Annotated in this window: 10 protein-coding genes and 1 tRNA gene; 5 read left to right on the plus strand and 6 right to left on the minus strand. The window is 74.1% G+C overall.

The genetic code is table 11. From position 1 onward, the window contains the following. Window positions 1–93: 93 nt before the first annotated feature. A tRNA-Trp gene (locus tag ACZ5D2_RS20370) sits at window positions 94–170 on the minus strand. A 224-nt stretch (window positions 171–394) separates the two neighbouring features. Here ACZ5D2_RS20370 and ACZ5D2_RS20375 point away from each other — a divergent pair. After that, the gene (locus ACZ5D2_RS20375) at window positions 395–2,050 is read left to right on the plus strand and encodes a GMC oxidoreductase (protein ID WP_371675243.1); all 1,656 of its coding nucleotides are present in this window, start codon (window positions 395–397) and stop codon (window positions 2,048–2,050) included. 58 nt (window positions 2,051–2,108) lie between these two features. On the opposite strand, the gene ACZ5D2_RS20380 is transcribed toward ACZ5D2_RS20375, so the two are convergent. Next, on the minus strand, window positions 2,109–2,588 hold the full coding sequence (locus tag ACZ5D2_RS20380) for a carboxymuconolactone decarboxylase family protein (protein ID WP_371675244.1): 480 nt from the start codon (window positions 2,586–2,588) through the stop codon (window positions 2,109–2,111). Next, entirely contained in the window at window positions 2,585–3,664 is a 1,080-nt protein-coding gene (locus ACZ5D2_RS20385) for an NAD(P)H-dependent amine dehydrogenase family protein (protein ID WP_371675245.1), read from the minus strand. Before ACZ5D2_RS20385 ends, ACZ5D2_RS20380 begins: the two co-directional genes overlap by 4 nt. A gap of 124 nt (window positions 3,665–3,788) precedes the next feature. Here ACZ5D2_RS20385 and ACZ5D2_RS20390 point away from each other — a divergent pair, with 124 nt between their 5' ends. Then, window positions 3,789–4,988: a serpin family protein gene (locus ACZ5D2_RS20390; RefSeq protein ID WP_371675246.1), complete on the plus strand. Its 1,200-nt coding sequence runs from the start codon at window positions 3,789–3,791 to the stop codon at window positions 4,986–4,988. Here ACZ5D2_RS20390 and ACZ5D2_RS20395 read toward each other — a convergent pair. Continuing rightward, complete coding sequence (locus tag ACZ5D2_RS20395; protein WP_371675247.1) at window positions 4,954–5,940, minus strand: PfkB family carbohydrate kinase; 987 nt, start codon at window positions 5,938–5,940, stop codon at window positions 4,954–4,956. The two genes, ACZ5D2_RS20390 and ACZ5D2_RS20395, sit on opposite strands and share 35 nt — an antisense overlap. Before the next feature lie 2 nt (window positions 5,941–5,942). Next, a complete protein-coding gene (locus ACZ5D2_RS20400) occupies window positions 5,943–6,593 on the minus strand; it encodes a bifunctional 4-hydroxy-2-oxoglutarate aldolase/2-dehydro-3-deoxy-phosphogluconate aldolase (RefSeq protein ID WP_371675248.1) in 651 nt (216 codons plus the stop codon). Window positions 6,594–6,756: 163 nt separating this feature from the next. On the opposite strand from ACZ5D2_RS20400, the gene ACZ5D2_RS20405 reads away from it, so the two are divergent. From ACZ5D2_RS20405 to ACZ5D2_RS20415, 3 genes are all read left to right on the plus strand, one after another. Beyond that, window positions 6,757–7,557: an IclR family transcriptional regulator gene (locus ACZ5D2_RS20405; protein WP_468930891.1), complete on the plus strand. Its 801-nt coding sequence runs from the start codon at window positions 6,757–6,759 to the stop codon at window positions 7,555–7,557. Between the two features lie 137 nt (window positions 7,558–7,694). Continuing rightward, window positions 7,695–9,374, plus strand: a complete 1,680-nt coding sequence (locus ACZ5D2_RS20410) for a sigma-70 family RNA polymerase sigma factor (RefSeq protein ID WP_371675250.1) — start codon at window positions 7,695–7,697, stop codon at window positions 9,372–9,374. Window positions 9,375–9,587: 213 nt separating this feature from the next. Next, entirely contained in the window at window positions 9,588–12,062 is a 2,475-nt protein-coding gene (locus ACZ5D2_RS20415) for a DEAD/DEAH box helicase (RefSeq protein ID WP_371675251.1), read from the plus strand. A gap of 10 nt (window positions 12,063–12,072) precedes the next feature. Here ACZ5D2_RS20415 and ACZ5D2_RS20420 read toward each other — a convergent pair whose 3' ends face one another. Next, on the minus strand, window positions 12,073–13,464 hold the full coding sequence (locus ACZ5D2_RS20420) for a glutamate decarboxylase (protein ID WP_371675252.1): 1,392 nt from the start codon (window positions 13,462–13,464) through the stop codon (window positions 12,073–12,075). Window positions 13,465–13,704 lie beyond the last annotated feature (240 nt).

Genomic DNA, 13,704 nt, shown 5'->3' on the forward strand with positions numbered 1-13,704 from the left:
CCCCCCTCCCCTCCCCCCCCCCCCTCCCCCCCTCCCTCCCCTCCCCCCCCCCCCCCCCCTCCCCCCCCCCCCCCCCCCCCGGCCGTTCTCCGATGGCAGGGGCGGCAGGATTCGAACCTGCGGCCTACGGTTTTGGAGACCGTTGCTCTGACCAGCTGAGCTACACCCCTTCGGTGGGACCAACCATGGCATGCCGCGCCGCGAAGATCCACTGAATTCGGGTGTCGACTCGGGGAAAGTTCGCGGCGGCCCGGCGGGAACCTTCCCGGGCACTCCCGAACCCAACAGGCCCAGCAGGCGAAATCGGTCACAAGTTACCTCGACGCATGTAGTGACTTGGCAGGCGTTCGACAGTAGAACTTGTTCTCACTCCGTCGAGAGTGAGGATGGCCACATGAGTGACAAGAGCCTGCACAGCAAGGTGTCCAAGGGTGTGTCACGCCGCGGATTCATTGCTGGAACCAGTTCCATTCTTGGGGCCCTGGCCCTGGCGGTCAACACCGCCCCGGCGCGAGCGGCGAGCGCCACCGGAGCGGCCGCCGCGAACGCGCCCATCGACTCCGGGGCCCACGTCCCGGCCCTCGTCATCGGTACCGGATACGGCGGCTCCGTCGCCGCGCTGCGGCTCGCGCAGGCCGGGGTCGACGTGCACATGATCGAGATGGGCATGGCCTGGGACACCCCCGGCAGCGACGGCAAGATCTTCGCCAACACCACCAGGCCCGACTACCGTTCGTACTGGCTCCGCACCAGGACCAAGGCCCCGCTCAGCAACTTCCTGGGCTTCCCCATCGACAAGGACGTCCCGCGGTACACGGGCATCCTCGACGCCGAGGAGATGGGCGGGATCATCGTCTACCAGGGCCGCGGCGTGGGCGGCGGTTCGCTGGTCAACGGCGGGATGGCGGTGACGCCCAAGCGGCAGAACTTCGCCGCGATCCTGCCCTCGGTGGACGCGGAGGAGATGTACACCACCTACTACCCGCGCGCCAACGCCGGGCTCGGCGTGGGTCTGATCGACCCTGCCTGGTTCGACACCGTGGACTGCTACCAGTTCGCCCGCGTCGGCCGCAAGCACGCCCAGCGCTCCGGCTTCCCCTTCGTCTTCGTGCCGGACGTCTACGACTGGGACTACATGAAGCAGGAGGTCGCCGGCACCGTCCCCAAGTCCGCCGTCGACGGCGAGATCCTCTACGGCAACAACGCCGGCAAGAAGTCCCTGCAGAAGACCTACATCGCGGCCGCCCGGGCGACCGGCAAGGTCGCCATCTCCCCGCTGCACCGGGTCACCACCGTCTCCCCCTCGGCCGGTGGCGGCTACACGGTCGGCATGGAACAGCTCGACACCACCGGGGCGGTGGTCGCCACCAAGACCGTCACCGCCGACCGGGTCTTCTTCGCGGCGGGCAGCGTCGGCACCAGCAAGCTCCTGGTCAAGCTGAAGGCCACGGGAGCGCTGGCCGGCCTGAACGAGGAGATCGGCAAGGGCTGGGGCGACAACGGCAACGTCATGTGCGGCCGGGCCAACCACATGTGGGACCCCACCGGCAAGGTGCAGGCCTCCATCCCCTGCGGCGGCATCGACAACTGGGACGCGGGCGGCGCCTTCGCCGAGGTGGCCCCGCTGCCCACGGGGATCGAGACGTACGCCTCCTTCTACCTCTCGATCACCAAGAACCCCAACCGTGCCGAGTTCACCTGGAACGCCGCCGCCGGCAAGGTCGACCTGAACTGGCAGACCGCCTGGAAGCAGCCCTCCATCGACATGGCGAAGAGCATCTTCGACAAGATCAACTCGAAGGAGGGGACGATCTACCGGACCGACCTCTTCGGCACCAACAAGGTCTGGGGCGACCACCTCACGTACCACCCGCTCGGCGGCGCCGTGCTGAACAAGGCCACCGACAACTACGGCCGCCTGCACGGCTACACCGGCCTGTACGTGATCGACGGGGCCCTGATCCCCGGCAACACCAGCGTCAACCCGTTCGTGACGATCACGGCCCTCGCCGAACGGAACATAGAGAAGATCATCGCCACCGACCTCTGAGGGCGGCGGTCCGGTCCCGGGGCCGTGCGGAACCGCCTCCGCACGGCCCCGGGCCGCTTCAGCCGCCCGGCAGCACACAGACGCTGTCGAGGCCCAGCACGTGGTTGAGCCGGCCGAAGGCGAGCCAGGAGCCGATGCTCATGCTCAGCTCCACGATCTCCAACTGGCTGTAGTGCGCGGTCATCCGCGCCCAGAACTCCTCGTCGAGGTTGTGGTGGTCCAGGGCGTAGCGCTCCGCGTACTCGGCCGCCAGCCGGGTGCGGTCGTCGAAGGCCCCGGTGGTCCGCCACTCGGTCACCGCGTCGGCGAACCCCTCCTCGACCTTCTCCCCGTCCCGGTCGGTGCGCCAGTCGAGGCAGAAGACGCAGCCGTTGATCTGCGCGATGCGCAGCCGGGCGGCCTCGAACTCGCGCAGTCCCAGGGTGGTGTGCGCGTAGACGGACAGGGAGAAGTTGGCCGCGGCCATGCCGATGCCGGGTACCAGATCGCCCCACACGTACTCGATCGGGTGCTGTCCTTCGGGAACGTCGATCCTCATGGCTGCTTCCTTCCGAGTTTGCCGACTGCGGGTCGCAGCGGGACGTCGAGTGCGTCGTAGAGCCCCGGTTCGGCGTCGACCAGCCAGTCGATGGCGCCGACGAGCCGGCCGACGGCGGTGGCGTTGCCCCCGGCGGAGCGGTTGTCGTCCTCGTCCGTGCACTCGACGGTGACCTCGATGCGCGGGCGGCCCTCGATGACGACCCGGTGGGCCCCCGTCCCGTCGGGCGGGGTGGGCCAGTCGGGTGCGCAGGACGGGTGGATGCGGGTGACGTGTTCGATGACGATGCGGGGCTCGCCCCCGACGATGCCCTGCACCTCGAAGCGGATGGCGCCCTGGGTGCCGGCCTCGAACTCGCCCATGGTGCGGGTGGTCACGGTGGTGTCGAGGGCGCGCCGGTCCGAGGTCTCGCGGATCCCGTCGAGTTCCACGCCGAGGGCGCGGGCCATCATCCGGATCTGGCCGCCCCACACCATGGTCGGGACCGAGGGCATGAGCATCATCGGCTCGTAGTCCATGGGCCGGCCCATGCCGACCAGGTAGCGGACGGAGTCCGGCTGGTCGTACGTGGAGTAGTCGAAGATCTCCTGGCAGCGGATCACGTCCACCGTGGTGCCGAGTCCGCTGAGCAGCAGCGGGAGCACGTCGTTGCCCCAGCCGGGGTCGACGCCGGAGGCGAAGAGGGAGCCGCCGCCTTCCGCGACCGCCGCCAGGACCGGGTCCCGGAACTCGGGCGGGGCGCCGCGGTGGTCGTAGAGGGGGTACAGGGCGGGGCTGACGACGACCGCTCCGGCCGCGATCGCCCGCGTGATGTCGGTGAGGGCGTCGTCGGGGCGGACGTCGCCGGACGCCGCGTAGACGACGGCGGCGGGCCGGGCGGCGAGCACCGCCGCGGCGTCGTCGGTCGCCGCCACCCCCAGCCGCCGGGCCAGTCCGGCGAGTTCGCCCGCGTCGCGGCCGATCTTGCGGGGGTTGTGGACGATCACTGCCGTGAGGGCGAGCGCCGGGTGGGCCTCGACGGCGCGGATCGCCGCGCGGCCGACGTTGCCGGTGCCCCAGACCACCGTGGGAATCATGCGCGGAGGGTAGCGAGGGGGCGCAAAGGTGCCCAGGGCCGTGGAGGATGTTTCTCGGACGGCCGGGCGGCTGCGCGGAAAAACCGTTCCGGCCCGGCGGCGCCCCCCACGTACCCTCGCGCGCATGAGGAACTCGACGGTACGCGCGGTCAACCGGCTCACGACACGCTGGGCGGCCGCCGCCCCGACCGCGGAGGCGGGAACCGTCTTCACCGCGGCCGGGCTCTGGCCGCTGCTCGCCCTCCTCGCGGGCGGCGCGGCCGGCCCTGCACGGACGGAACTGGCCGAGGCGCTCGGCATACCCGCCGAGGACGCGGCGCCGGCCGCACGGGAGCTGCTGGCCGCGCTGGGCGCCGTACGGGGGCTGCGGTCGGCGACCGGGCTCTGGACCCGCGAGGACCTTCCCCTGGAGCCCGGCTGGTCGGCGGCGCTCCCTCCCGGCACGAGGGGCACGCTGAGCGGGGACACGGACCGCGACCGCGAAGTGCTGGACGGTTGGGCCCGCGAGCGCACCGACGGCATGATCGAGCGGATGCCCGTCACGCTGCCGGAGGGACCCGACCCGGTCCGGCTGGTGCTGGCCTCGGCCCTCGCGCTGCGGCTGAGCTGGATCCGGCCGTTCCGCGAGGGGTACGGCGAGGCGCACGAGGGACCGTGGGCCGGCCGGCCCCTGCGCATGCTGCGCCGCGACACAGCCCTGCTGGACCGGGTGAAGGTGGCCCGGGGCCCCGGCGGGGCGGTCACCCTGCTGGAGGTGGTCGCGGACACCGGGGTCGACGTCCACCTCGTGCTGGGCGAGCCACAGGCCGGCCCCGGTGAGGTCCTCACCACCGGCATCCGGGCCGTCACCCGCGCCCTCCCCGCCACGGGCGTGAGCCTGCTCCCGAACGGCGCCCCCGGCCCCGGCCTGCTCACCGGGACGGCGGTCTGCGCGTCCCCCGAGCCCCGGCTCTTCATCGAGACGGCCGCCTTCGACGTGCGCGCGGAGCACGATCTCCTGGAGCGTGCGGGGGTGTTCGGGCTGGAGACGGCCGCGGACCGCGGCCGCGGCCATTTCCCCGGCATCAGCCCGGAGCCGCTCGCGGTGGCCTCGGCCCGGCAGGCCGCGCTGGCCCGCTTCCACGCGCGCGGGTTCGAGGCCGCCGCCGTGACGGCGATCGCCACCGCGCCGGGCAGCGCGGCGCCGGGCCGGCGCTACCGGACCCGCGGGGCGAAGGTGACCTTCGACCGGCCCTTCGGGTTCCTGGCCGTCCACCGCACCTCCCGCCTCGTCCTCGCGGCGGGCTGGGTCACGGACCCGGTTGCGTATCCGGACGGACCGTAGCCGCCAGCGCGGCCGTGTCCGCGAAGGCCGGCACGCACCCGGTGCCCCCGCGCCCCGAGACCGAGAGGGAGGCGGCCGCCACCCCGTGGGCCACCGCCCGCTCCAGGGTGTCGCCCAGCGCGATCCGGGCCGTGGCCGTGCCGGTGAAACAGTCCCCGGCGCCGGTCGCGTCGACGGGCGCCGGGTTGGGCGGGACCGGGAAGCGGGCCACGCGGGAGCCCTCGTCCAGCAGCAGCCGCCCGGCGCCGCAGGTGACGGCGACGGCACGGGCCCCCAGCGCCCGGAAGCGGGCCGCCGCGGCCGCCGGGTCGGCGGTGTCCACCAGGGCGAGCGCGTCGGCCGGGCAGGAGGTCTTGAGCAGCCCGGTCATCGGCGCGATCCGGGCCAGCAGGTCCCGGGCCCGGTCCCGCCCGGTCAGCCGGGGCCGGTGGTTGGGGTCGTACGTGAGGTGCCCGCCGGCCGCGTGGACGGTGCGGGCGGCGTCCAGTACGGCTGCCCGGGCGCTCGGGGAGAGCGCGCCGGTGATCCCGCTGGTGATGAGCGCCCCGGTGCCGGTCAGCAGCTCCCGCCAGGCCCGGGTATGGGCCGGCGAGAGGGTGGAACCGGCGCTGCGGGTGCGCCAGTAGACGAACTCCCGGTCCCCGTCGGTGTCGGCGCCGAGCAGGTAGGCGCCGTTGGGGCGGGCGGCGCGGTGGACGTGGGAGACGTCGACTCCGAGTTCGGCGGCGCGGCGCAGCAGCGGGCCGGCGAGTTCGTCGTCGCCGACGACCGTGAGGAGGGCGGTGCGCGCTCCGGCCGCCGCGGCGGCGGCCGCGGCGTTGAGCGCGTCGCCGGAGAAGGAGACGCGGGCGGTGGTTCCGTCGGCCACCGCGCGCAGGGCCGTGCCGGCGTGGATCTCCACCAGGACCTCGCCGAGCACGAGGACGTCGTACGCGCGGGATGCGGCGGCCATCGTCACCGCACCCCGCCGCCGGGGTCCGCCGCGCACGCGGCGCAGCACGGTCCGGCCGGTTCCGCGAAGAGCGCCGCCAGCCGGGCCGGGTCCGCGGGCAGGCCGCCGCCGATGCCGACGGCGCTCGCGCCCGCCGCCAGCCAGGTGGGGACCTCGTCCGGCCGGATGCCCCCGGTGGCGATGAGCAGGGCGTCGGGGAGGACCGCCTTGAGGGAGCGGATGAAGTCCGGGCCGCCCACGTGGGCGGGGAAGACCTTCGCGGCGCCGGCGGACCGGACGGCGGCGGCGATCTCGCCGGGGGTGAACCCGCCCTCGACGAACACCGCCGCGCGCCGCCGCGCGACCTCGCGGACCGCGGGGGCCGGGTAGGGGGAGACCAGGAAGCCGGCGCCCGCGTCGAGTGCCTCCTCGGCCTGCGCGCGGGTCGTCACGGTGCCCACGCCGATCAGCGCGCGGCGCCCGCGGACGTCGGTGAGCGGGGCGGTGCGGGCGACGGCCGAGGCCCAGCCGGGGGTGGAGGTGGTGAGCTCCACGGCGCGGCAGCCGGCGGCGAGCAGCTCCGTGGCGGCCCGGACGGCTTCGTCCGGGCCGGTGTTGCGCAAGACCGGCAGCAGGCGCTGGGCGGCTATCACCGCGTACGGGTGGCAGGACAAAGCACCCTCCGATGTGTTCCACGTAGTGGAACGAGGTATCGTGTGGCGGAACTTCGTGGTCCAGACCCTACCCATGCCGGGAGATGACGTGTCAACGGAGCGAGGACCGGGGCAAAGGCCCGGGGAAGGGTCCGGGTCGGGATCCGAGGACGGGCGCGAGGGCGTGTCCCAGGACGTGGCGGAGGCCGCGGCCGAGACCGCCGGGCCCGCCCGCGCGGGCCGTACCTCTGCTGCGGGGTCCGCCCTGGAGAAGTCCCTGCGGATCCTGGAGGCCGTCGCCGCGCCGGGCGGCCCGCACCGCCTCACCGACGTCATGACGGCGGCGGCCGTACCGAAGTCGAGCACCTTCCGGATCCTGGCCGCCCTGATCGAGCAGGGTTTCGTCCGCCCGGAAGGCGACGGCCGCTACGGAACCGGCCCCCGGCTGCACGGCCTGTCGGCCCTGGTCCGCGCCGCGGAGCCGGCCGGCGTCGACGAGGTCCTGCGTGAACTGCGGCGGCAGACCGGCCAGACGGTTCACCTGGCGCTGCACACCGGGGAGACCATCACCTGCATCCGCAAGCTGGAGGCCGACCAGCCCTTCCGGACCGCCTCGCGCGAGGGCACCCGGATGCCGCTGCACACCACGGCGATCGGCAAGAGCGTCCTGGCCCTGCTGCCCCCGGAGGAGGTCCGTGCCCTGGTCGCCTCGGCCGGGCTGCCGCGCCGCACCCCGAGGACGCTGACCACGGCGGTGGAACTGGAGGCGGAGCTCGCGGCGGTGCGCGCGCGGGGGTTCGCCGTGGACGACGAGGAGAACGAGCCCTCCATCCGGTGCACCGGGGTGGCCGTCCCCGGACCGGACGGCCGGCCGCTCGGCGGGGTCTCCGTCACCACCGTCACCTTCCTGGTCTGCCGCCAGGAGGCCGAGGGGTACGCGCCGGCCCTTCGGGAGGCCGCGCGGGCACTTTCCCCCCTGCTCTGAGCCGTCCGGACGCCCGCGCGGAGCGGCTCCGCGAATTTTCCCGGAAACTTCTTCCGGATAAGTGTTATCGGGGCCCCACTCGACGGTCTCCCAGTCATTGGGCATCATCGACCGCCGGTACGGACAGGGACTTTCACATGAGTACACAGCACACGGCAGCGCTGGTGGCAGCGGCCCGCGCGGGCGACCCCCGCGCGCAGGACGAGCTCGTCAGCACCCACCTGCCGCTCGTCTACAACATCGTCGGACGCGCCCTGAACGGGTCGGTCGACGTGGACGACGTCGTACAGGAGACGATGCTGCGCGCACTCGACGGGCTGAGCGGTCTCCGCGCGGACGAGAGCTTCCGGTCCTGGCTGGTGGCGATCACGATGAACCGGGTCCGGGCGCACTGGCAGTCCCGTCAGAACGGCCCCGGGCAGAGCGGCCTGGAGGAGGCCGGGGACCTCGCCGATCCCGGCGCCGACTTCGCCGACCTGACCGTCGCGCGGCTCCACCTGTCGGGGCAGCGGCGCGAGACCGCCCGTGCCACGCGCTGGCTGGAGCCCGACGACCGGGCGCTGCTGTCGTTGTGGTGGCTGGAGTGCGCCGGGGAGGTCACCCGGGCCGAGATGGCCGCGGCGCTGGAGCTGACCCCGCAGCACGCGGCGGTGCGGATACAGCGGATGAAGGCGCAGCTGGAGTCGGCCCGGGTGGTGGAGCGGGCACTGGAGACGCAGCCGCCCTGCGAGGGGCTGCGGGCGATGACGGGCACCTGGGACGGGCGGCCCTCCGCCCTGTGGCGCAAGCGAATAGCCCGGCACGCCCGCGAGTGCCTGCGCTGCTCGGGGCTGTGGAACGGTCTGGTCCCGGCGGAGGGGCTGCTGGCCGGTCTGGCGCTGGTGCCGGTGACGGCGGCGCTGCTGGCGGGCGTACGGTCGGCCACCGCCGGCGCGGCGTTCGCCCCGGCGGGCGCGGCTTTCGCGGGGGCGGAGACCCAGCTCGCGCCGGTGGTGTCGGGACCGGGCCGGGCGGCGCGCCGCAAGGGGGGCGACGCGGGCGACCCGGGCTCCGGGGCGGACGCCGGCCGCGGGGCGCAGCGCAGGAAGCGGCAGAACCGGCGCCGGGCGATCGGCGGGGCGGTGATCGCCGCGTGCGTGGCGGGCGGCGGCCTGGTCTACCTCGGCTCGCTGCCCGGCAAGCGGGGCACCGAGGCGGGCGGCGGCGCGTCCGCGTCCCCGCTGGCGGCGCTGTCGGCCCCCGACGCGAACGCCGGGGCACCCTCCGCGTCGGCCTCGCCCTCGGCCTCCGCTTCGGCCTCTCCCTCGCCTTCGGCGTCCGCTTCCGCTTCGGCCTCCCCCTCGCCCTCCGCCAGCTCGTCGAAGGCCCCCGCGCCCACGCCGCCGAAGACCAGCGCTCCGCGCCCGGCCGCACCGGCTCCGGCGCCCGCTCCGGCGGGTGTGGCGGGGCAGGTCATCGCCCTGGTCAACTCCGAGCGGGCGGCGGCCGGCTGCGGGCCGCTCAAGGAGGACGCGCAGCTGCGCTCCGCCGCCCAGGGGCACTCGGAGGACATGGCGCAGCGGGACTACTTCTCGCACACCGACCCCGACGGGGGCGACCCGGGAACGCGGACGACGGCCGCCGGGTACCGCTGGTCGACGTACGGGGAGAACATCGCGAAGGGTCAGCAGACGGCGCAGGACGTGATGGACGCGTGGATGAAGAGCCCGGGTCACCGGGCCAACATCCTGAACTGCTCCTTCAAGGACATAGGCGTGGGCATGCGCCCGGGTTCGGGCGGCCCCTGGTGGACGCAGAACTTCGGCGCCCGCATGTGACCGGCGGTCCTCCGCGAGCGGCCGGCCGCCCCCGGGTGACCACCCGGGGCGCACGGCGGTCCGGGTCCGAACCGTCCGGACGCAACGGCGCGGACGTGACGGCGCGGACGTGACCGTCCGGACCTCCCCCCTTCCCCCGTTTGTCTCAGAATCCGGGCAAGATAGGACCTGGAGCAGAACGGGCAGATCAACGGGGACGGGGTGACGAATCGGATGGCGAAGCCGCAGTTGCGCGCGCATCAGCGCGAGGCCGTCGACTCCGTCGTCCGCGCGCTGGAGCCCCCGGCCGACGGCCGGCTCCCCGAGCGGGGTCTGCGCACCCAGGTGATCATGGCGACCGGGTCGGGCAAGTCCCTGGTCGCCGTGCGCGCCGCCGAGGAGTTGCGGGCGGGGCGGGTGCTGGTCCTGGTGCCCTCGCTCGACCTGCTCGTGCAGACCGTGTCCGCCTGGCGGGCGGGGGGCCGCACCGGCCGCGCCGTCGCGGTGTGCTCGCTGCGCGGCGAGGAGGCGGGACTGCCGACCACCACCGATCCGGGCCAACTGGCCCGGTGGGGCACCGGGCCGGTGGAGCGGTTGACCGTGTTCGCCACGTACGCGTCGCTGGGGCAGGGCACCGTCGAGCGGGCACATCTGGCGGGTCTGCCGCCCTGGGACCTGATCGTGGTCGACGAGGCGCACCGTACGTCGGGGCGGATCGGCAAGCCCTGGGCGGTGGTCCACGACAACACGCGCATCCCCTCCGCCCGCCGGCTGTACATGACGGCCACCCCCCGGGTGTGGCGGGACGGGGAGGACCCCGAGGCCGAGGGGCCGGAGGACGGGTACGGGGAGGGGCGTGCGCCCGCCCCGGGGACCGGCGGGCTCCGGGGCCGGGGCGAGCTGGTCGCCTCCATGGAGGACGATCCGGAAGGGCCGTTCGGCGCCCGCTGCTACACGCTGGCCCTGTCGGAGGCCATCGACCGGGGCATCTGCGCCCCGTACCGGGTGGTGTGCGTGGACATCAGCGATCCGGGCTTCCGGTCGGCGGTGCTGCTGGGCGCGGACGGCCGTTCGGACCGGGTGCGCGGGATGCGGTTGGCGGCGCTCCAGGCGGCGCTGGTGAAGGCCGCGGCGGACCAGGGGTTCCGGCGGACGCTGGTGTTCCACCATCTGACCAAGGAGGCCGAGGCCTTCGCGGCGGGGCTGCCGGCGGTCGCGGCGCGGCTGCGCGCCGCGAGCCGGTCGGCGCTGCCGGCGTACCCGCGCACGGTGTGGGCGGACTGGCTGTGCGGGCAGCACACGGCGGCCCACCGGCGGCGCGTGCTGGACGCGTTCGCCGCGGACCGGGTCGCGGAGAAGGCGTTCCTGGGCAGCGTCCGGGTGCTGGGCGAGGGTGTCGACACCAAGGAGTGCGACTCCGTGTTCTGGGCCGACGTGCGCGGTTCCATGCCGGACCTGGTGCAGGCCGTGGGCCGGGCGCTGCGGATCCGGCCCGGCGAGGGGAAGGTCGCCTCGCTGGTGGTGCCGGTGCTGCTGGGGCCCGGGGAGTCCCCCGAGACGATGCTGACCTCGCGGGCCTACGGGGACCTCGCGCGGCTCCTGGAGGCGCTGAGGGCGCACGACTCACGCCTGGTGGAGGCCCTGGCCCAGCCGCAGGCACCCGGCGGCCCGGCGACGGCGACCGGTGCGGCCGGGAGTGGCGGCGGCCCCGGGCCGGGGGCCGCGGCGCTGCTGAGCTTCTCCACGCCCCGGGATCCGGCGCTGCTGGCGGCCTTCGTCCGGCTGCGGGTGCTCAACCCGGAGCACACGCGGTGGCGGCGCGGTGCGGAGGCGGCGCGGATCTACGCGGCGACGGCCGGGGACCTGAGGGTGCCGTTCGCCTACCGGGTGCCGGAGTCCGGCGGGGGGTGGCCGCCGGCCCTGGCGGGGTTCCCGCTGGGCCAGTGGATCGCGGACGCGCGGCGCACGTACCGCCGGGGCGCGCTGGGCCGGGAGCGGACGCGGGAGCTGGACGAACTCGGCATGGTGTGGAGCCATTTCGACGTGGCCTTCGAGGAGGGTCTGGCGGCGGCGCGGGCCTGGGCCGCCGAGCACGGGCACCTGCTGCCGCCGGTCGACGCCACCTGGCACGGGGCGCCCGTCGGGGTGTGGATGAAGAACAACCGGGCCGCCGCGCGCCGGGAGGGGCCGGGGGCGCTGGCGGAGGAGCGGCGGGAGGCGCTGGACCGGATCGATCCGTCCTGGTGTCCCGTCTGGGACATCGGCTGGCAGCGGGCCTTCCACCTGACCCGGGTGCACCTGGACGCGGGCGGCCGGGTTCCGCCGGTTCCCGGCCGGGTGCTGGTGCAGGGCGAGGACCTCGGCGGGTGGGTGCGCGCCCAACGGCTGGGGTGGGAGCGGCTGGGGTGGTCGCAGCGGTGGCTGCTGGAGCACGCGCTGGGTCTGTCCCCGGCGCCGGAGGCGGAGCGTCCGCCCGCGCGCCGCAGCCACGCCTCCGCGTGGGCGGGGTATCTGGAGGCGGCCCGGCGGTTCCACGCCCGCGAGGGGCACCTGAGGGTCCCCCGACCGCATGTGGAGCGGTGGGGGGACCAGGAGCTGAGGCTCGGGGCGTGGATCGCCAACCAGCGCGCCCGGGCGGCGGGGCTGCCGCCGGAGCGGGCCGCCGCGCTGACGGCCCTGGGAATGCACTGGTCCCGTTCCGGTCGGTGACCGCGGGCGGTCAGTGGTGGAAGCCCGACCTGGGTTCCGTGGCGGGGACCGGCTGCGGGTGGGCGCGGAGGTGTTCCACGGCCGCCCGCAGGTCGGTGACGAGCAGGGCGATCTGGTCGCGGGTCACCCCGTGGCGGATCAGGACGCGCTGCATGACGGTGTCCTGACGGTCCGCCGGTAGCGGGTACGTGGGCACCTGCCAGCCGCGCATCCGCAGCCGGTCGGAGAGGTCGTAGAGGGTGAACCCCTCGCCGTCCGGGTCGGCGAGCGTGTAGGAGACGGCGGGCAGCCCGCCCCGGCCGTCGTAGAGCAGGGTGAAGGGGCCCATGCCGGCGATCTCCCCGGCCAGGTACTGGGCGGTGTCGGCGCAGGCCTGCTGGACGCTCCGGTAGCCGCCGCGGCCCAGCCGCAGGAAGAGGTAGTACTGGGCGATGACCTCGCCGCCGGGGCGGGAGAAGTTGAGGGCGAAGGTCGGCATGTCGCCGCCGAGGTAGTCCACGTCGAAGACGAGGTCGGCGGGGAGCAGCTCGGCGGTGCGCCAGACGATCCAGCCGACGCCGAGCGGGGCGAGCCCGTACTTGTGCCCGGAGGTGTTGACGGAGGCCACGCGCGGCAGCCGGAAGTCCCACACCACGTCGGGGTGGAGGAAGGGGGCGACGAAGCCGCCGCTCGCGGCGTCCACGTGGACGGGGATGTCCCAGCCGTGCTCTTGCTGGATCCGGTCGAGCTCGGCGGCGATCTCGGCGACGGGTTCGTAGTCGCAGGTGTAGGTGACGCCGAGGATGGCGACGACCCCGATGGTGTTCTCGTCGACGTGGGCGGCGAGCTGGTGGGGGAGCAGGCCGGTCGCGCCGGGCTCCAGGGGGATCTGGCGGAGCTCGACGTCGAAGTAGCGGGCGAACTTCTCCCAGCAGATCTGCACCGGGCCGCAGACCAGGTTGGGCCGGTCGGCCGGTTTGCCCTCCGCCCGGCGGCGGGCCCGCCAGCGCCATTTGAGGGCGAGGCCGCCGAGCATGGCGGCCTCGCTGGAGCCGGTGGTGGAGCAGCCGGTGCCGGAGGTGCCGGGCGGGGCGTTCCAGAGGTCGGCCAGGATGTTGACGCAGCGGGCCTCGATCTCGGCCGTCTGCGGGTATTCGTCCTTGTCGATCATGTTCTTGTCGAGGCACTCGTTCATCAGGCGGTGCACGCCGTCGTCCGACCAGGTGGTGCAGAAGGTGGCCAGGTTCTGGGCGGCGTTGCCGTCGAGGAGCAGCTCGTTGTGGAGGAGCGAGTAGACCACCTCGGTGGGCGAGTGGTCGTCGGGCATCCGGTACTTGGGGAGGATCTGGCCGCTGAGGGCGGACGTGAACACGTCCGTATCGGCGTCCTGGGCACGCGCGTCCTTCGTCTCATGAAGAGCCATATCGGGACTATAAGGTGCAGACCGTCATCAAGTCGGCTTCGGCACCCCTCGGGAAACGCTTGAGGAAAGAGCGGCGGAACCCACAGCTTCCGGCCGACCCCGGAGTGTGACCCTCTCCATAGCAACCCCGGAGAGCCGCAAGAATTACCGTCCAGTAGCATTTCTGCCACAGATCTTCCCGTCCCGACCGCCGGAGTCGATCCGAACAGGAAGATCATTTCATTTGTTCTACACACAACT

Source organism: Streptomyces sp. NPDC031479 (assembly GCF_055581065.1).